The organism is Pseudomonas sp. IT-232MI5 (assembly GCF_949767845.1).
In the GTDB taxonomy this organism is placed as follows: Bacteria; Pseudomonadota; Gammaproteobacteria; order Pseudomonadales; family Pseudomonadaceae; genus Aquipseudomonas.
This window is the reverse complement of sequence record NZ_CATKQE010000058.1, coordinates 65375-82835: the sequence shown is the minus strand read 5'-3', so window position 1 is coordinate 82835 and position 17461 is coordinate 65375. Positions and strand designations below refer to the sequence as shown.

Here is a 17461-nt window from a genome sequence, read left to right as displayed (position 1 = left end):
TTAGCTCGCTAAGTTAACCCAGCGTTAACAAAAAAGCCCTGCACTTTTTTATCAGTGCAGGGCTTTGGATGGCGCTTTTGAAAGCGTAGCCTCAATAGCGGTTAGGCTCCATCTCCAGCTCGACATCGAAACGTTCGGCAATGTCTTTCTGGATGCGTTGCGCGAGGTCGAGCAGTTGCAAACCGGTTGCCGCGCCGTAGTTGACCAGCACCAGCGCCTGCAATTTATGCACGCCGGCATCGGCCTCACGGAAACCTTTCCAGCCGGCACGCTCGATCAGCCAACCCGCCGCCAGTTTCATCTGCCCGTCCGGTTGCGCGTAAGCCACCACGTCCGGGTGCTGCGTTTTGATTTGCGCGACGACGGCCGCCGACACCAGCGGATTCTTGAAGAAGCTGCCGGCATTGCCAAGCACCGCCGGGTCCGGCAGTTTTTCACTGCGGATGCTGCAGATGGCGCGACTGACGTCACTTGGCGTCGGCTGCTCGATACCCTGCTCGGTCAGGCGCTGACGCACCGGGCCGTATTCCAGATGCAGATGCGCGACGCGATCCAGTTTGAAGCGCACGCGCAGAATCAACCAACGCCCAGGCTGCTGCTTGAACAGGCTGTCGCGGTAGGCAAAGTTGCACTCTTCGAGGCTGAAGTCGCGCAGCTCGCCGGTCTGGCGATCCAGCGCGGTCAATCCGGCAAACACATCCTTGATCTCGACACCGTAGGCACCGATGTTCTGCATTGGCGCAGCGCCGACGGTGCCGGGAATCAGGCTGAGGTTTTCCAGTCCGGAAAAACCATGCGCCAGCGTGTATTGCACAAAGGGATGCCAAGGCTCGCCGGCTTCAGCTTCGATCACCACACGATTGCCGTCATCACTGACCACGCGGATCCCCCGCGTCGCCATGCGCAGCACCAGCGCCGGGATATCTGCGGTCAGCAGCAAGTTGCTGCCACCGCCGATCGCCAGCATTGGCACGTCATGTGTTTTCGCATAAGCCAACGCCTCACGGACATCGGCGTCGCTGTGGGCCTCGGCGAACAGTTGCGCGCGAACATCCACGCCAAAACTGTTGAACGGTTTCAGGGAAACCTGCGGTTGCACCTGCAAACTCATAACCGGCCCTTCACTTCGATCAACAGTTGGTCACAAGCCGCTTCGATCAGATCCAGCACCTGCTCGAACCCTTGATCGCCGTCGTAATACGGATCCGGCACTTCATCGACCAGCCCGGCATAACGGCGCAGGAACAAATCCAGTTCAGCCTTGCCGGTGGATGGTTGCAAGGCTTTGAGGTTGCGCAGGTTGCTGTTATCCATGGCCAGAATCAGATCGTAACTGGCGAAGTCAGCACGGCTGACCTGCTGCGCGCGTTGCGCCGACAAGTCATAACCGCGCACTTTCGCCGCAGCCTGGCTGCGTTTGTCCGGCGGGTTGCCGACGTGCCAGTCACCGGTGCCGGCGGAGGCCACTTCAACCTGATCCGCCAGCCCCGCTTCACGCAGTTTGTGGCGCAACACGCCTTCAGCGGTGGGCGAACGGCAAATATTGCCCAGGCACACAAACAGAACGCGCATCAGGCCTCCAGCAGGCGACGAACGCGCTCAAGGTCTTCGACGGTGTCAACTCCGGTCGGTGGCGCGATCAACGCGTCAGCAACATGAATGCGCACGCCGTGCCACAGGGCACGCAGTTGCTCGAGGGATTCAGTGTTTTCCAGCCAGCACGGCCCCCAGTTGACGAAATCCTGAAGGAAACCGGCGCGGTAGGCATAAATGCCGATGTGGCGACGATACGGCACGCCTTCCGGCAGTTGCTCGCGGCTCTTGGCAAACGCATCGCGTGCCCACGGCAAGGTCGCGCGGCTGAAGGTCAGCGCCAGACCGTTGATGTCACTGACGACCTTGACCACGTTCGGATTGAACAGGGTTTCCACGTCCTCGATCGGCTCGGCCAGCGTGGCCATGCGCGCTTCGGTGTGGGTGGCGAGGTTGGCGGCGACCTGATCGATCACGCTCGGTGGAATCAGCGGCTCGTCACCCTGCACGTTGACCACGATCGCGTCAGGCTCGAGGCCCAGTTTCGCCGCGACTTCGGCCAGACGGTCGGTGCCGGAATTATGGTCTTCACGGGTCAGCACCACTTCGGCGCCAAAGGCCTTGCAGGCCTCGACGATGCGCGCATCGTCAGTCGCAACCACCACGCGGCTGGCGCTGCTTTTGCTCGCCTGTTCCCAGACGTGCTGGATCATCGGCTTGCCGGCGATGTCCAGCAGCGGTTTGCCCGGCAGACGGGTCGAGGCGAAACGTGACGGGATGACAACGGTGAAGGCAGTGGTCATTTATCCAGACGCTCGTCGGTGGTCAGGGTACGGGCTTCGCTTTCGAGCATCACCGGGATGCCGTCGCGGATCGGGTATGCCAGACCGGCGCCCTTGCTGATCAACTCGGTCTTGTCGGCGCTGAGCTTGAGCGGGCCTTTGCAGATCGGGCACGCGAGGATATCGAGCAATTTGGTGTCCATGAACATTCCCTGAGTAAAGAGTTAAGGCAAAAGCCGATCGGGCAACAGGCGCATCAGCTGCGTGTCAAACCAGGCCACGAAGGCCGGCGACGGCACGGCATCGACCGCCAGATACCACCAGTCGGCTGTAGCGAAGGCACGGCACTTCACCGCGTCCTTTTCGGTCATCACCAACGGCAATGACGGTGTGAAATTCAAGGCCTGCACGCTGTATTCGGCGTGATCGGCAAACGCGTGGGGCACTGCGCGCCAGTCTAGCGCTTCGAGGGTATTGAAGAAACGTTGCGGATTGCCGATCCCGGCGACCGCGTGCACGGCCTGGCCGGACGGGAAATGATCGAGCGACTTGCGCTCGCCACTGCGCAGATTGACCAGCGCGGTGGGTTGCAGACGGAAAGCAAAACCGTCGTCTCGGTCTTCAGTGGCACCATTGAACAGCACGCCGTCGACGCTTTGCAGGCGCTCGATCGGCTCCCGCAACGGTCCGGCCGGCAGACAACGCTTGTTGCCCAGACCACGGGCGGCATCGATGAGCACCAGTTCCAGATCTCGCGCCAGACGGTAATGCTGCATGCCGTCATCCGACAGGATCAGATCCAGCGGTTCGCTGGCGAGCAAGGCTTTGACGGCGGCGCTGCGATTGGGGTCAATCATCAACGGTACGCCGGTGCGCTGGACGATCAGCAGCGGTTCGTCTCCGGCAATGTCGGCGGCTTGATCGGCCTCAACCCGCCACGGCAGCTGCGGCGGTTTGGCACCGTAACCACGGCTGACCACGCCGACGCGCAAGCCGCTGCGCCGACAGTGCTCGATCAGCCAGAGAATCATCGGTGTCTTGCCGGTGCCACCCACGGTGATGTTGCCGACGACGATTAACGGCACCGGTGGCTGATAGATCTCGCCCTCGCCGTCGAGAAAGCGCTGGCGTTTTTTGACCACCACGCGGCGGTACAACAACTCCAACGGCCGCAGCAACGTCAGGGCCGGGTGCCCCTGATACCACGCGGCTAGCAAACGATCGGACAGACTCATCAGGATTTCGGCGCCGCCTCGACCGTGGTCATGCGCAGATGGCTGAAACCGAGCTTGCCGGCCGCGTCCATGGCGGTGATCACAGATTGATGCTGAGTCTTGCCATCGGCACTGATCGACAACGGCATGTTGGTGTCGCCGTTGGACTCTTTCTGCATGGCTTCCATCAGGGTCGCCAGATCATTTTTCGGCAAAATCTTGTTGTTCACCGAAAACACGCCCTCAGCGCTGATAGCCACATCAATCTGCTTGAGCTGCTGGTCTTCGGCCGGTGAGCCGCTGACCGCTTCCGGCAGGTCGACGCGCAACTGGGTTTCACGGGTAAACGTGGTGGTCACGACGAAAAACAGCAGCAGGATAAACACCACATCGATCAGCGATGCGAGGTTGATGTCGATGGTTTCCCGAGGCTTGCGACGGAATTTCACGCGCGGCCCTCGGTCAGATCGACGTCACGGTCGCCCTGCACCACTTCAACCAGTTTGATCGCTTCCTGCTCCATACCGACGACCAGTTCATCGATGCGGCGCTGCAGGAACCGGTGGAAGAACACTGCCGGAATACCGACCATCAAGCCCGCCGCCGTGGTGATCAGCGCTTTCGAGATACCGCCGGCCAATACCGAGGCATTGGTGGTCATACCTGAACCGGTGAAGGCACTGAAAATGTCGATCATGCCCAACACCGTGCCCAGCAGGCCCAGCAGCGGCGACATGGCGGCAATCGTGCCCAGCGCATTGACGTAGCGTTCGAGCTCGTGAATAACGCGGGCGGCGGCTTCTTCAATGCACTCTTTCATGATCTCGCGACCATGCTTGGAGTTGGCCAGACCGGCGGCGAGGATTTCTCCCAGCGGCGAATTGGCGCGCAATTCCTTGAGCTTTTCTTTATTGAGCTGCTTGTCCTTGATCCACACCCAGACCTGGCCCAGCAGATGCTCGGGGGTGACGCGACTGGCGCGCAGGGTCCACAGGCGTTCGGCGACGATCGCCATGGCCGCGATGGAGCTCAGAATGATCGGCAACATCATCCAGCCGCCGGATTTGACCAATTCCCACACAGTGACAGTCCCCTCGAAAAAGTGCGCCACTTTACCATACCGATTCACGATTAAGACCCGCCGCCCCGACGACCGTGATGCCCCATTCGCCCACGCCCCGATCAACGGGCCAGTGCGGGCGGATCACGCCAGAAACGCCGTTGCTGACGCATTGTGCGTGGCGCCTTGAAGGTACCCAGTTGCAGATGAATGGCGCCCTGCTCGGCGCTGTCGTACATGTGCAGATTCAATTTGCGATAACGCGCCAGCACGGTCGGGTGCGGATGGCCGAAAGAGTTGCCATGGCCTCGCGAGATCAGCACGGACTCAGGCTGCAAGACTTTGAGCAGCGCCATGGACGATGAACTGCGGCTGCCATGGTGCGGCGATTGCAGCCATTGCGTCGGCACGGCCAGCGGACTGTCGAGCAGCAAGCGCTCGGCATGGCTGTCGATGTCGCCGGTCAGCAGCAAGCGCTCGCCATTGGCCTCGATCTGCATTACGCAGGAACGCTGATTGCTGTCGTGAGCCTCCGCCCACTGCCAGAGCTGAAAACGCACGCCGTCCCATTGCCATTGCTGGCCGCTTTCGCAGGCTTCGGCGCCCAATTGCGCGGGCAGTGCCGCCGGATCGCCGCTGAGCACATGAGCGACGGTCAAACCGCGCATGATCGCCAGAGCGCCACCCGCGTGATCGGCGTCCGCATGGCTAAGCAGCATCCGGTCAAGTTTCTCTACACTGAGCTTGCGCAACGCGGGCAGTACCACCCGTTCGCCGAGATCGAAATCGCCAAAGCGTGGCCCAGCGTCATAGAGCAACGCGTGATGACGAGTACGAATCAAGATGGCCAGGCCTTGGCCGACATCGAACTGCCAGATATCGGCCAATCCTTCATCCAGCCGTTCGCGTGGTGGCACGACCAGCAGCAATAGCAATGGCCAGCCCAGTGCACGCATCGGCACGCCGCGCGGCAACAGCAACAACACGGCACCGAGGCTGCCGAGCAACCAGACCCAACCCGGCACAGCGGCGGCTGTCCATGCCGGCCACTGCCCGGCGATCACGGCCAAAGTACGAAACAGCGCATCGATCAAACCGCCGGCCAGCCACAAAAGACCTTCACCGACATACGGCACCGGCAACATTAACGTGCCGAGCAGTGCTGGCGGCAATACAACCAGGCTGACCCAAGGCACTGCCAACAGGTTCGCCAGTGGTCCGCTAAGACTGATCGGCAGATTCAGTGCCAGCAACACCGGACACAGACCGATGGCAATCAACCACTGCGCCCGCGTCCAGGTTTGCCACCAACGCCACGCGCCCAGCCGACCGCCAAAGGTGAAGATCAACACGGCAACAGCGGTAAAGGACAGCCAGAAACCGGGGCGCAGACTGGCCAGGGGATCGAGCAAAAGCACCGCATTGAACGCCAGCAACAACGGCCACCATGCACCAAGATGACGAAAACGCAGGCGCCACAACAGCACCAGACCGACCATCACACAGGCGCGCTGTACCGGCACGTCGAATCCTGCGAGCAGGCCATAACCGAGCGCCGCCGCAAATGCCAGACCACAGGCCCACGGCAACCAGGGCCAGCGCAGCGGCCACAGGCCAAAACGGGCCAATCCGCTGACCAGCATGTACATCACTGCCGCCAGCAAGCCAATGTGCTGGCCGGAAATCACCAGCAAGTGCACGGTGCCGGTGTCCTGCAGAATCTGCCAGTCCTCGCGACTGAGTCCCGAGCCATCGCCAAGCACCAGCGCGGCCAACGCGCCGCTTCGCCCCTGCGCATCCACACTCAGCAAACGCTGGCGAATGCTGTCGCGCCAGGCCCAGCGTGCGGCTGTCAGGCGCTGGCCATCCTTGATCGTGCCTGTGGCGCCGATGCGTTGCGCCAGCAGCCATGCTTCGTAATCGAAAGCGTGCGGATTGAGCAATCCACCCGGACGCTTGAGCTTGACCGCTAATCGCCAACGCTCGCCACTGTTGACCGGCGGGCCGGCGTACCAGGCGAGTCGCATCAGCGCCGGCAGTTTTTCATGCCGTGAGTGTGCATCGGCCAATTCGAAGCGCACCACGCCGTCGCTGTTCTGCGGCAAACCGACGACCCGCCCTTCAACCCACCGGGTTTCGCCATCCAGCCCGATCGGCAAGCGATCATTCAGCGCCCACTGCGCACCGACGCTGGCCCACGTGAAGCCAAACAGCAAAAACGCCAAGGGGTAGCTGCGAAACGGCAGCAGCATCAAAGCCACGACCGGCAACAGCACCATCAACCAGACCGGCGGTAGTGCCGGCATAAAAACCGGGGCCAGCAGACCGACTGCGAGCGCCATCATCCCTGTGCGCATAAGCCCGTCCTTGAGAGTCCCGCTTTTAGGCATAGCGGGTGTCGGGCACAAGCGTCGTCAACAATTGTCACAAAGTCTGAATGGGCGCTTCGTAGAATCCAGACATACTTGCCGCCTTAACCGACCGAGAAGCCTTATGCCCCGGCGCTTATTCAAACGTTACATGCCCGACCCGACGAGCATCAGGGAACACAAATCCTTACGCTTTCTCGGCAAGTTGCTGCATGACCCGAACCTCTGGCACCTCAATCGCCACTCGGTCGCCCGAGCGATGGCCGTCGGCCTGTTCGCCGCATTCCTGCCGATTCCGGCGCAGATGCTGGTGGCGGCTGCCCTCGCCGTCATGGTGCGAGGGAATATGCCGATTGCGGTCAGTCTGGTGTGGCTGACCAATCCGATCACCATGCCGGCCGTGTTTTTCTGCACTTATCAGGCCGGGGCGTTTTTGATGGACGTGCCCGCCCGGCATCTGCCGGATGAGCTGACCTGGGAATGGATCAGCGGCGAGTTGTCGACGCTGTGGCAGCCGTTTCTGCTCGGTTCGGTGGTGGTAGGGCTGGTGCTTGGCGCCCTCGCCTACTGTCTGGTGATGATGTATTGGCGCTGGTGGGTCGCGCGGCAATGGGCGCGGCGCAAGAAAAGCCGCATGCGCTGAATGCAAAACGGCCTCCACAATGGGAGGCCGTTCTGGTTTGTGGCGTCTGCATTCGCGAGCAGGCTCACTCCTACATTGGAATTCGTTCCCCTGTAGGAGTGAGCCTGCTCGCGATGGCCACGACTCGGTCTGGAGTCAGGTACGCATCCCGCGCCCACTCACCAGCAACCGCGCACAACCGAGATACAACACCACCGTCGCCACCAGCATAAAGGTGATCGCGATGCCGATGCGGATATCCGACACACCCAGAATGCCGTAACGGAAAGCGTTGACCATGTGCAGCACCGGGTTGGCTAGCGACACGGTCTGCCAGAACGGCGGCAGCAGCGTGATCGAGTAGAACACCCCACCCAGGTACGTCAGCGGCGTCAGCACAAAGGTCGGGATGATCGAAATATCATCGAAGTTGCGCGCAAACACTGCGTTGATGAAGCCCAGCAGCGAGAAGATCGTCGCCGTCAGTACCACCACGAGGATGGTCACGCCGAGGTGATGCACCTGCAAATGGGTGAAGAACAGCGACAGAATCGTCACGATCACACCCACCATCAAGCCACGCAACACGCCGCCAATGGTGAAGCCGATCAGAATCGTGTGCGGCGATACCGGCGAGACCATCAATTCTTCGATGGAACGCTGGAACTTGCTGCCGAAGAAACTCGAGACCACGTTGCCGTAAGAGTTGGTGATCACCGACATCATGATCAGCCCCGGCACGATGTACTCCATGTAAGTGAAGCCACCCATGTCACCGATCTGGCGACCGATCAGATTGCCGAAGATCACGAAGTACAGAACCATGGTGATCGCCGGCGGCAGCAGCGTTTGCGGCCAGATCCGCGTGAAGCGTTTGACCTCGCGGTAAACAATGGTCTGCAGGGCGACGAGGTTGGGACGGAATTCGGAACTCATACCGCCACCTTCGACAGTTTTTTCTCGACCAGGGACACGAACAGCTCCTCGAGGCGATTGGTTTTGTTACGCAGGCTCAATACTTCGATGTTCTGCTGCGCCAACTGGGTGAACAACGCCGTGATGCCCATGGATTTGTCGACCTGGACTTCCAGGGTATGGCCGTCGATCAACCGGGCCGGATAGCCGAGCAATTGCGGCGCGGCGCTCAAGTCGTTTTTCAGGTCGAGCAAGAAGGTTTCCACGTGCAACTGGCCCAGCAATTGTTTCATGCTGGTGTTCTCGACGATGGTGCCGTGGTCGATGATGCCGATGTTGCGACACAACTGCTCAGCCTCCTCCAGATAGTGCGTGGTGAGGATGATGGTGATGCCTTTCTGGTTCAGTTCGGTGAGGAACGTCCACATCGAACGGCGCAGCTCGATATCAACACCTGCGGTCGGTTCATCGAGGATCAGCAGACGCGGTTCATGCACCAGTGCGCGGGCAATCATCAAGCGCCGCTTCATACCGCCCGACAGCGAACGCGACGGCACATCGCGCTTGTCCCACAAGCCCAGTTGGGTCAAATACTGCTCGGCGCGTTCCTTGGCGATCTTCGCCGGAATGCCGTAGTAACCGGCCTGGGTCACGACGATATCGAAGGTCTTTTCAAACTGGTTGAAGTTGAATTCCTGGGGCACGACGCCGATCGAGCGCTTGAGCTGCGCAGGATTTTTGTCCAGGTCATGACCGAAGATATTCACCGTGCCGCTGGTCTTGTTCACCAGTGTCGAGAGAATGCCGATGGTCGTGGATTTGCCGGCACCGTTGGGGCCGAGCAAGGCGAAAAAGTCACCTTCGGCGACGTCCAGATCGATACCACTCAAGGCCTGGAACCCGTTGCCGTAGGTTTTGGTTAGCTGCCGGATGGACAGAGCGGAACTCATATCTGATTTACGCACCATTGAAGGGAAAAAGGAGACGGCGGCGAAGGATCGAACCGCAGCGCAAGTGCGCAATGGTGCTTGCCGCCGCCGTACAAGTACAGTCAAGTGTGTCGATAGTAGGTATTAAGTCAACGCGGTCATAACCGCTTTCTGGTAGGCCGAACGCTGCTTCAGGCGCTCGTACCAGGCTTGGAGATGGGGTTGCGGGGCGCGTTCGATGGGCATCTCGAACCAGGCATAAATGAAACTGCCCAACGGGATATCGCCCATGCCGATGTCATTGCCGGAAAGATATGGCTGACTGGCCAAGGCACTGTCGGCCATGCTCAGCAACTCGTTGCATTCCTTGATCGCGGCGTTGATTGCCGTCCAGTCCTGCTTGTCCGCCGGCGTGCGCAGCACACCCCAGAACACCGTGCGGAAAGGACCGGCAAAACTCGACGTGGTCCAGTCCATCCACTTGTCAGCGACGGCGCGCGCCTGCGGATCTGCCGAATACCAATGGCTGTCGGGCGCATGTCTGGCCAGCAGATAGCGGACGATGGCGTTGGACTCCCACAACACAAAACCGTCGTCATCGATCACCGGCACCCGCCCGTTCGGGTTCATCGCCCGATACTCGGGTGTGTCGACCACGCCGAATGCGCCGCCGGCATCAATCGCTTCGTAGGCCAGGCCGAGCTCCTCGGCGGCCCACAATGGCTTTCTGACATTCGATGAGTTTTTCCGTCCCCAGATCTTCAGCATGACCGCCTCTTTTCAAATGAGTGGGCAGGCAGCATACGCCGGATCAGGTACGGCTCAAATCACTCTGCATATCGCCCAGCAACTGTGGTTGCTGATCAGTGAACAGATGCGGATAGCACTTTTGCAGATGCTCGAAGAAGAACGTTTCCGGCACATCGGAAAATTGCCCGTGGTCGACCAGATACTCCATCAACTGCGCACCGTCACGGTTGAACGGATGGAAAACGCTGTCGTTGATGCCGTCGAACTCAAGCGGCGCGACATTGAACAACTCGCAGAGCTTCTGGTTGAACGCCGGTGTTGCCTTGATCCAGCGATCATTGAGAAAGAACTCGGTATAGCCGTGCATGGCGAACATATCGCTTTTCAGCAACTCGAGCAGACGCGGGGTCGACAGGTGATTTTTCACATCGGCCAGACCGATGCGCGCCGGGATCCCGCAATGCCGCGCGCAGCCCGCCAGCAGCGTGGCTTTCGGTACGCAATAACTCTCCCCCGTCGCCAGCGCATAACTGCCGCACAAGGTCTGCGGATCGCGGCTGAAGGTGTAGGGGTTGTAGCGCACCGCCTCACGCACGGCGTAATAAAGACTGATCGACTGCTCGAGCGGATCGCGACTGATGCCCCGATGCAGTTCGGCGAACTCCACCACCGCCGGGTGGTCACTATCGATGAAGCGGCCGGGACTCAGATACTCGTGCATGACGACAATCTCCTGGGTGAGCCCCGAGTCTAGCGATACCTTCAGCACAGAGATAACGACGTTTCGGCCAAACTTGCACGCAAAGACGCGGGATCAGCGAACGATTTCCCACAGGTGTTGCCCACCGAACCTACGAACACCATCCGGGGTTTCCCACGATTTCAATCACCTTGGTCTGACCACCCGCTTTTACAGATGCCGTCTAAGCTCTGGAGGGTCGATTTGCCTTGGTTCACGGAGGACTGAATATGCTGTTGTTGTGGATACTGGTTTTGATCGTTGGCGTGGCGTATCTCGCCCACCGGCGTATTTCCCCTCTGCCTGCGTTGGGCATCGTTGCCGCCTACCTGCTGGCGATGGGCATTTTCAGTCATGCGCCGGGCTGGTTATTGGCGGTGTTGTGGATCTTGCTGGCGGTGGTCGCCGCACCGCTGCTGCTGCCTGACCTGCGCCGCAAACATTTCACTGCGCCGCTGTTCAGCTGGTTCCAGAAAACCCTGCCGCCGATGTCGCAGACCGAACGCGACGCGATCGACGCCGGGACCGTGTGGTGGGACGGCGAGCTGTTCAGCGGCCGCCCGGACTGGGACAAGCTGCTGGCCTATCCCAAGGCGCAATTGAGCGAAGAAGAACAGGCGTTCATCGACGGCCCGACCGAAGAGCTTTGCGCGATGGTCACTGACTGGCAGATCGGCCAGTCGATGGACCTACCGGCCGAAGCCTGGACGCACATCAAGGAACACGGCTTTTTTGCCCTGATCATTCCGAAAGAATTCGGCGGCAAAGGCTTCTCTGCATACGCGCACTCGCAAGTGGCGATGAAACTGGCCACCCGCAGCGGTGACCTCGCCTCCACTGTCATGGTGCCGAACTCACTCGGCCCGGCCGAACTGCTGCTGCATTACGGCACCGACGAACAACGCAATCACTACCTGCCGCGTCTGGCCCGGGGCGATGACATTCCGTGCTTTGCCCTCACCGGCCCGCTCGCGGGTTCCGATGCCGGCGCGATGCCCGACACCGGGATCATCTGCAAAGGCCAATGGCAAGGTCAGGAAGTCATCGGCCTGCGCCTGAACTGGGAAAAGCGTTACATCACTCTTGGCCCCGTGGCCACCCTGCTCGGCCTGGCTTTCAAGGCCTATGACCCGGAACATCTGCTGGGCGACAAGGAAGACCTTGGCATCAGTCTGGCACTGATCCCGACCGACACCCCCGGCGTGGAAATCGGTCGTCGTCACCTGCCGCTGGGCGCGGCATTCATGAACGGCCCGAACTCCGGCAAGGATGTGTTCATCCCGCTGGACTTCCTTATCGGCGGTCAGGAAATGCTCGGCAAGGGCTGGATGATGCTAATGAACTGCCTGTCGGTCGGCCGTTCGATCTCGTTGCCGGCCGTCGGGACCGGCGCAGCCAAATTCACCAGTCTGGTCACGGGTCAGTACGCGCAGATTCGCGAGCAGTTCAACGTGCCGCTGTCGGCGTTCGAAGGTATTCAGGAGGCCATGGCGCGCATCGGCGGCAACGCGTGGATGATGGACGCGGCACGCATGCTTACCGCCAACGCGGTGGACCTGGGCGAAAAACCTTCGGTGCTGTCGGCGATCCTCAAGTACCACCTCACCGAACGCGGCCGCGAGTGCATCAGCCATGCGATGGATGTGCACGGCGGCAAGGCGATCATCATGGGGCCGAACAACTACCTCGGGCGCAGCTGGAACGGTGCGCCGATCTTCATCACCGTGGAGGGCGCAAACATCCTTTCGCGCAACCTGATGATCTTCGGTCAGGGCGCGATTCGCTGCCATCCGTTTGTACTGAAGGAGATGGCTCTGGCCGGCCGCGAAGACAAGGATCAGGCGTTGAAAGAGTTCGATGGCCTGCTGCTCAAACACATCGGTTTCGCCGTAAGCAACGCGGCCAGCACGCTGGTGCTGAACCTCGGTTTCGGCCACTTCGAACATGCGCCGGGCGACAAGATCAGTCAGGGTTACTTCCGCGCACTCAATCGCCAGGCAGCGGCATTTGCCATGCTCGCCGACTTCAGCATGATGCTGCTCGGCGGCGAACTGAAGCGTCGTGAGCGTCTGTCGGCACGTTTGGGTGATGTATTGAGCAACTTGTATCTGGCCTCGGCTGCGCTTAAGCGTTACCACGATCTGGATTCGCCGCCCTATATGGAACCGCTGTTCCGTTGGGCGATGGAAGAAAGCCTCGGCCAATCGGAACGGGCGCTGGATGAGTTGCTGCGCAACTTCCCGAACAAAGTGTTCGGTTGTCTGTTGCGAGTCATCGTTTTCCCGTTCGGTCGTCGTCACAAAGGCCCGTCGGACAAACTCGGTGCCGAAGTGGCTGGCGTGATTGGTCGCGCCAAGGGCGATCCGGCGCTGGAAGAACTGCTTGCCGGTTGCTATCGCCCACAGTCGGCAGACGATGCCGTCGGCGCGCTGCAACACGCCAGCGATCTGCTGAATGCTGCGCAGCCGTTGCACAAAAAACTGCACACCTCGCTGAAAAGCGGTCAGGTCAAACCGGTCGCGGGTGAACACGCCATCGATGCCGCGCTTGAAGCTGGAGTATTGCAACCAGTGGAAGCGCAGAGTCTGCGCGATGCCGAAGCGGCGCGACGCAAGGTGATCGACGTCGATGATTTCGACAAAGAGGAGCTGGCGCTGGCAGAGGGCAAAGTCCGCTGATCCTGACAAACATGTCCAACAGGGCGCAGGAGCTTTATACTCCCGCGCCCGTTTTGCTCTTGAGGACTTATCTCGTGTCCAACGTCGTTGCCGATCATCTTGTTTTGCTCGACCACCTGCGCAGTATCCTGGTCGCCGTAGGTGAGGCCGAACAGGTTCCCGAAGAAAGCCATGCCCTGTTCGTGGAGCGTTTCGACGAACTGCTGGCATCGCTGCCGATCGATCCGATCGAAAGCCAGTACCTGGGACAGGACATCCTGACTCAAGTGATTACCCGTTACCCGCAAATCGCCCACCTGATCCCGCGCGATCTGCTGTGGTTCTTCGCCGGTGATTGCCTGCACTACCTGGCCGATGAAGAGATCGACATGTATCAGGCACTGGAAGAACGCCGTTACGAAGCCGAACAGAACGATGAACCGTTCGACTGGAACCAGGAAAAACAGCTGCTGGCGATGTCCGCTCAGGACAGCAAGCACTGATTTAACTGTTTGGTTGAAGGTCAAAAGATCGCCGCCTTCGGCAGCTCCTACAGTGGACTCACGCAATCCCCTGTAGGAGCTGCCGAAGGCTGCGATCTTTTGCTTCTGCGTTACAGCAATCCCTCGCTTTCCGGTAATTCATACGCCATGGCTGCGTTACTCGCACCACCTGACTTACCCGGCTTGCTCAAGGTCGGTTCTTTCTCCAGGCATTCCACCAGATAGTCGATAAACACCCGCAATTTGGGTGGTAGATAACGCGTCGGCGAGTGCAGCAACCACAGTCCACCGTGATAGGACGCAAGGAAGGTCCAATCCGGCAGCACCTGGACCACCAACTTTTGCTCCAGCGCATAGCGGGCAGTGAAATACGGCAGACTGCCGATGCCGATGTGCTGCAACACTGCGCCCAATCGCACACCGGTGTGATTGGCGGCATAGCGACCGCGGACACCCACCGTTACCGCTTTGCTGCCTTTCTTGAATTTCCAGCGCGCATCGCTCGGGGTTTCGCCCAGATAGATACAACTGTGATTGAGCAAATCATGCGGGTGAGTCGGTGTGCCGTGTTCGGCCAGGTATTGCGGCGTGGCACAGAGCAAGTGGTCAATGGTCAGCAATTGCCGCCCGACCAGCCCGGCCGGTGGTCGATCGGTGATGCGAATCGCCAGATCGACATGGTCGTCGATCAAATCGACCTGACGATCCTCCAGCAACAACTCGACATCGACCTTGGGATAGCGTCGCAGAAACTCGGGCATGTGCGGATGAATCACAAAGCGCCCTACCGCTTTCGGTACGCTGACCCGCACCAGTCCTTCGGCTTCATGGGTGAACTGGCCACTGATCTCCATGACCGATTTGGCTGCGCTGACCATTTCCTGACAGCGCTTGAATACCTCCTCGCCGCCATCACTCAAACGCAGCTTGCGCGTGGTGCGCTGCAGCAGCCGCGTGGCCAAGGCTTTTTCCAGGCGCGAGATACTGCGGCTCACCGCTGACGGCGATGACCCCAGCTGCCGAGCGGCCTCAGAGAAGCTGCCGGTCTCCACGACCTTGACGAAAATCGCCATTTCACCGAGCAGCGGTAGCGGCAGATTGATGCTCACAGCGCACAAGTCCTTTGATGTTTGAACGGATTATCACGTTATTGCACGATTCATATAATAAAAAAAGAAACTTTAATAAGGGCATGGAATATGACGCTTCGCCTCTTTTTCCATAGTGATGACCTCAAGGCCAATGTGGAAGTCCTCGACTGCACGCCCCAAGAGCACGAATTCGCCGTGGTATTACGCGCCACGCTGTTTCACCCGCAGGGCGGCGGCCAGCCCTGTGATACCGGCTGGATCGGTGAAAGCCAGGTGCTGCGCGTGGTACAGGAGCCGGACCGGATCATCCATTTTGTCGATCGCCCGGTGGCGCTCGGCATGACCTGTATCCGCATCGACGAACAGCGCCGAAACTTCAATACACGCATGCATTCAGCCGGCCACTTGATCGGGCATTTCGTTCAGGCGTTGGGCTGGATGCCGATCAAGGCACACCACTGGCCGGACGAAGGTCGAGTGCAATTCAAACCCGGCGATGGTGCGCAGGAAGTCGATGCAGAGACCGTTCAACACGGAATCGCCCAGTGGATCGAGCACGATCTGCCGCGCCTGACCTCGCTGCGCGAAGGTGCGCGAGAAATCGGTTTCGGTGAACTGCCCGCCTATGGCTGTGGCGGCACCCATGTACGTAGCCTGAAGGATCTGGGCACTGTCACGATCGCGTCCCTTTCGCAGAAGAAAGGCACGTTGTCCGTCCACTACAGCGTGGATTGAGCATTTCGGACGCGGCCTCACGCAACGTCCGACGCCGGGGAACCGCATTCGCAGGTTCCGTTGACTATCGATAGATGGACCTAAAAAAATGATGCTAGACGTCGAGCGTCTCGATGAGACGTGCATAAAAAAACTGGCCAACGAAGAAGTCCTCGCCATCCGCGTCAAAGGCTTTTTGCCTGAGCCGCTGGCCATTCAGATTGGCGACAAGATTCTCGCTCCAGGCTTTGAGGGTTACATCAACGCACCGAGTATCGGCCGCATCGGCATGGCCTTTTATGAGGCGGAAAATCAACCGTTGCTGATTGAGGACTACTTCGAACGCGCCACCAGCAACATCGCCGAACTGCGCAATCGCTGCGCGCCCTACTCTTCACCGATCGACACCTTGCGCTGCATGCTCGACGAATCCTGGCCCGCCGGCGCACACCTGGAAAACCTCTACGGCCGGAAAATGTATGTTGGCCTTTCGCGAGTGGTGAAACCGGGGGTGTGCTTCCTCGCCCACCACGACATCTTCGCCAAGGACGCCCCGGACAGCTTCCAGGCCCGCAGCCTTGAGGCGCAGTTTGCCTGCAACGTCTACCTGAACATGCCGACCGAAGGCGGCGCGTTGCAGATGTGGGACGACGACATCAGCCCCGATCAATTCGACGAAATGCGGGGTGACAGCTATGGCATCGAACCGGCGCTGCTCGGCCCGCCGGCCCTCGAAGTGAGACCGCAACCCGGCGATTTCATCATGTTCAATTCGCGTCGCATGCACTCGGTGACCCCGGGCGTGGCAGACCCGCGCTTGAGTCTTTCCTTTTTTGTCGGCTATCGCGGCAATGCTTCACCCCTGACCTACTGGAGCTGAGATGTATTCGAATTATCTGGGCGAGTTTTTGGCGCTGGCTACCATTCACTTTCTGGCCGTGGTTGCTCCCGGCCCGGACTTCGCAGTCACTATTCGCCAGAGCGTACGCTTCGGCCGACTGGTGGGAATCTGTACGGCGCTGGGGATCGGCGCGGGGATTTCCGTGCACGTGCTGTACACGCTGCTGGGAGTCGGGGCGCTGATGCACACCACACCGTGGTTGCTGACCGTGGCCAAAGTGATTGGCGGGGCTTATATCCTGTATCTGGGTGTCAGCCTGTTGCGCAGCAAGCCGAAATCGTCCCTTGAAGGTGAAAAGACCAGCGAGGAGCCGGTGGTTGAACAGACGTTATTCAAGGCCTTCAGCACCGGTTTTCTGACCAATGCGACCAACCCCAAGGCCACGCTGTTTTTCCTGGCCATCTTCACCACGATCATCAGCGCCAGCACGCCCCTGCAGATCCAGGCCTTTTACGGGCTGTGGATGTGCTTTGTGAATGCGCTGTGGTTTGTTGTGGTCGCGCTGTTTTTCTCAAGCAATCGGGTTCGCTTGCTGTTCATGCGCATGGGCCATTGGTTTGAACGCACGATGGGCGTGGTGCTGATTCTGTTTGCCGGTCGCCTGATGCTGTCCTGGTAAGCCGACGCATAACGCAAAAGGCCCGCCGAATCGCTTCGGCGGGCCTTTTTCATGACTGATGAC

At 59.8% G+C, this 17461-nt stretch carries 19 protein-coding genes; 6 read left to right on the top strand and 13 right to left on the bottom strand.

Features of this window, described 5'->3' with window-relative positions; translation table 11 throughout:
- Positions 1-91 precede the first annotated feature (91 nt).
- The 8 genes from murB to ACM6JQ_RS23640 all read right to left on the bottom strand — a co-directional run bounded on the left by murB (position 92) and on the right by ACM6JQ_RS23640 (position 6946).
- Positions 92-1111 carry a UDP-N-acetylmuramate dehydrogenase gene (murB, locus tag ACM6JQ_RS23675; RefSeq protein ID WP_414894756.1) on the bottom strand — a complete coding sequence of 340 codons (1020 nt, stop codon included), beginning with the start codon at positions 1109-1111 and terminating at the stop codon, positions 92-94.
- The gene (locus ACM6JQ_RS23670) at positions 1108-1572 is read right to left on the bottom strand and encodes a low molecular weight protein-tyrosine-phosphatase (protein WP_102900035.1); all 465 of its coding nucleotides are present in this window, start codon (positions 1570-1572) and stop codon (positions 1108-1110) included. Before ACM6JQ_RS23670 ends, murB begins: the two co-directional genes overlap by 4 nt.
- Complete coding sequence (gene kdsB, locus ACM6JQ_RS23665) at positions 1572-2336, bottom strand: 3-deoxy-manno-octulosonate cytidylyltransferase (protein ID WP_414894755.1); 765 nt, start codon at positions 2334-2336, stop codon at positions 1572-1574. The genes ACM6JQ_RS23670 and kdsB overlap by 1 nt, the downstream gene beginning before the upstream one ends.
- Positions 2333-2518 carry a Trm112 family protein gene (locus ACM6JQ_RS23660; protein ID WP_003174668.1) on the bottom strand — a complete coding sequence of 62 codons (186 nt, stop codon included), beginning with the start codon at positions 2516-2518 and terminating at the stop codon, positions 2333-2335. Before ACM6JQ_RS23660 ends, kdsB begins: the two co-directional genes overlap by 4 nt.
- A 21-nt stretch (positions 2519-2539) precedes the next feature.
- Positions 2540-3550, bottom strand: a complete 1011-nt coding sequence (lpxK, locus tag ACM6JQ_RS23655) for a tetraacyldisaccharide 4'-kinase (protein ID WP_007908225.1) — start codon at positions 3548-3550, stop codon at positions 2540-2542.
- The gene (locus ACM6JQ_RS23650; RefSeq protein WP_007908223.1) at positions 3550-3978 is read right to left on the bottom strand and encodes an ExbD/TolR family protein; all 429 of its coding nucleotides are present in this window, start codon (positions 3976-3978) and stop codon (positions 3550-3552) included. The genes lpxK and ACM6JQ_RS23650 overlap by 1 nt, the downstream gene beginning before the upstream one ends.
- A complete protein-coding gene (locus tag ACM6JQ_RS23645) occupies positions 3975-4610 on the bottom strand; it encodes a MotA/TolQ/ExbB proton channel family protein (protein ID WP_414894828.1) in 636 nt (211 codons plus the stop codon). Before ACM6JQ_RS23645 ends, ACM6JQ_RS23650 begins: the two co-directional genes overlap by 4 nt.
- Before the next feature lie 101 nt (positions 4611-4711).
- Positions 4712-6946, bottom strand: a complete 2235-nt coding sequence (locus ACM6JQ_RS23640; RefSeq protein ID WP_414894754.1) for a DNA internalization-related competence protein ComEC/Rec2 — start codon at positions 6944-6946, stop codon at positions 4712-4714.
- Between the two features lie 136 nt (positions 6947-7082).
- Between ACM6JQ_RS23640 and ACM6JQ_RS23635 the strand changes: the two genes are divergently transcribed.
- A complete protein-coding gene (locus ACM6JQ_RS23635) occupies positions 7083-7601 on the top strand; it encodes a DUF2062 domain-containing protein (RefSeq protein ID WP_007908202.1) in 519 nt (172 codons plus the stop codon).
- 135 nt (positions 7602-7736) lie between these two features.
- Here the strand turns inward: ACM6JQ_RS23635 and ACM6JQ_RS23630 are convergent, their stop codons facing one another.
- The 4 genes from ACM6JQ_RS23630 to ACM6JQ_RS23615 form a co-directional block, all read right to left on the bottom strand.
- Entirely contained in the window at positions 7737-8516 is a 780-nt protein-coding gene (locus ACM6JQ_RS23630; RefSeq protein ID WP_007908200.1) for an ABC transporter permease, read from the bottom strand.
- Entirely contained in the window at positions 8513-9445 is a 933-nt protein-coding gene (locus ACM6JQ_RS23625; protein ID WP_414894753.1) for an ABC transporter ATP-binding protein, read from the bottom strand. Before ACM6JQ_RS23625 ends, ACM6JQ_RS23630 begins: the two co-directional genes overlap by 4 nt.
- 123 nt (positions 9446-9568) lie before the next feature.
- Positions 9569-10192, bottom strand: a complete 624-nt coding sequence (locus ACM6JQ_RS23620) for a glutathione S-transferase family protein (RefSeq protein WP_414894752.1) — start codon at positions 10190-10192, stop codon at positions 9569-9571.
- 43 nt (positions 10193-10235) lie between these two features.
- Positions 10236-10895, bottom strand: coding sequence for a transglutaminase-like domain-containing protein (locus ACM6JQ_RS23615; protein ID WP_095112871.1), 660 nt, complete (start codon positions 10893-10895; stop codon positions 10236-10238).
- Positions 10896-11143: 248 nt separating this feature from the next.
- Here ACM6JQ_RS23615 and ACM6JQ_RS23610 point away from each other — a divergent pair, with 248 nt between their 5' ends.
- Both ACM6JQ_RS23610 and ACM6JQ_RS23605 read left to right on the top strand, forming a co-directional pair.
- The gene (locus ACM6JQ_RS23610; RefSeq protein ID WP_414894751.1) at positions 11144-13591 is read left to right on the top strand and encodes an acyl-CoA dehydrogenase; all 2448 of its coding nucleotides are present in this window, start codon (positions 11144-11146) and stop codon (positions 13589-13591) included.
- A gap of 74 nt (positions 13592-13665) precedes the next feature.
- On the top strand, positions 13666-14073 hold the full coding sequence (locus ACM6JQ_RS23605) for a PA2817 family protein (RefSeq protein ID WP_414894750.1): 408 nt from the start codon (positions 13666-13668) through the stop codon (positions 14071-14073).
- Positions 14074-14183: 110 nt separating this feature from the next.
- Here ACM6JQ_RS23605 and ACM6JQ_RS23600 read toward each other — a convergent pair whose 3' ends face one another.
- Positions 14184-15182 carry a LysR family transcriptional regulator gene (locus tag ACM6JQ_RS23600; RefSeq protein ID WP_095112869.1) on the bottom strand — a complete coding sequence of 333 codons (999 nt, stop codon included), beginning with the start codon at positions 15180-15182 and terminating at the stop codon, positions 14184-14186.
- A 90-nt stretch (positions 15183-15272) separates the two neighbouring features.
- Here ACM6JQ_RS23600 and ACM6JQ_RS23595 point away from each other — a divergent pair, with 90 nt between their 5' ends.
- From ACM6JQ_RS23595 to ACM6JQ_RS23585, 3 genes are all read left to right on the top strand, one after another.
- Positions 15273-15899 (top strand): hypothetical protein, encoded by a 627-nt coding sequence (locus tag ACM6JQ_RS23595; RefSeq protein ID WP_007908185.1) that lies wholly within the window; start codon positions 15273-15275, stop codon positions 15897-15899.
- A gap of 88 nt (positions 15900-15987) precedes the next feature.
- A complete protein-coding gene (locus tag ACM6JQ_RS23590; protein WP_007908184.1) occupies positions 15988-16758 on the top strand; it encodes a 2OG-Fe(II) oxygenase in 771 nt (256 codons plus the stop codon).
- 1 nt (position 16759) lies between these two features.
- Positions 16760-17398 carry a LysE family translocator gene (locus tag ACM6JQ_RS23585; RefSeq protein ID WP_095112868.1) on the top strand — a complete coding sequence of 213 codons (639 nt, stop codon included), beginning with the start codon at positions 16760-16762 and terminating at the stop codon, positions 17396-17398.
- The last annotated feature ends 63 nt before the right edge of the window (positions 17399-17461 follow it).

Bases quoted from the DNA above. Each gene is read 5' to 3' on its own strand.
- murB (WP_414894756.1), bottom strand. From the start codon at position 1,111: ATGAGTTTGCAGGTGCAACCGCAGGTTTCCCTGAAACCGTTCAACAGT.
- ACM6JQ_RS23670 (WP_102900035.1), bottom strand. From the start codon at position 1,572: ATGCGCGTTCTGTTTGTGTGCCTGGGCAATATTTGCCGTTCGCCCACC.
- kdsB (WP_414894755.1), bottom strand. From the start codon at position 2,336: ATGACCACTGCCTTCACCGTTGTCATCCCGTCACGTTTCGCCTCGACC.
- ACM6JQ_RS23660 (WP_003174668.1), bottom strand. From the start codon at position 2,518: ATGGACACCAAATTGCTCGATATCCTCGCGTGCCCGATCTGCAAAGGC.
- lpxK (WP_007908225.1), bottom strand. From the start codon at position 3,550: ATGAGTCTGTCCGATCGTTTGCTAGCCGCGTGGTATCAGGGGCACCCG.
- ACM6JQ_RS23640 (WP_414894754.1), bottom strand. From the start codon at position 6,946: ATGCGCACAGGGATGATGGCGCTCGCAGTCGGTCTGCTGGCCCCGGTT.
- ACM6JQ_RS23635 (WP_007908202.1), top strand. From the start codon at position 7,083: ATGCCCCGGCGCTTATTCAAACGTTACATGCCCGACCCGACGAGCATC.
- ACM6JQ_RS23630 (WP_007908200.1), bottom strand. From the start codon at position 8,516: ATGAGTTCCGAATTCCGTCCCAACCTCGTCGCCCTGCAGACCATTGTT.
- ACM6JQ_RS23625 (WP_414894753.1), bottom strand. From the start codon at position 9,445: ATGAGTTCCGCTCTGTCCATCCGGCAGCTAACCAAAACCTACGGCAAC.
- ACM6JQ_RS23620 (WP_414894752.1), bottom strand. From the start codon at position 10,192: ATGCTGAAGATCTGGGGACGGAAAAACTCATCGAATGTCAGAAAGCCA.
- ACM6JQ_RS23615 (WP_095112871.1), bottom strand. From the start codon at position 10,895: ATGCACGAGTATCTGAGTCCCGGCCGCTTCATCGATAGTGACCACCCG.
- ACM6JQ_RS23610 (WP_414894751.1), top strand. From the start codon at position 11,144: ATGCTGTTGTTGTGGATACTGGTTTTGATCGTTGGCGTGGCGTATCTC.
- ACM6JQ_RS23595 (WP_007908185.1), top strand. From the start codon at position 15,273: ATGACGCTTCGCCTCTTTTTCCATAGTGATGACCTCAAGGCCAATGTG.
- ACM6JQ_RS23590 (WP_007908184.1), top strand. From the start codon at position 15,988: ATGATGCTAGACGTCGAGCGTCTCGATGAGACGTGCATAAAAAAACTG.
- ACM6JQ_RS23585 (WP_095112868.1), top strand. From the start codon at position 16,760: ATGTATTCGAATTATCTGGGCGAGTTTTTGGCGCTGGCTACCATTCAC.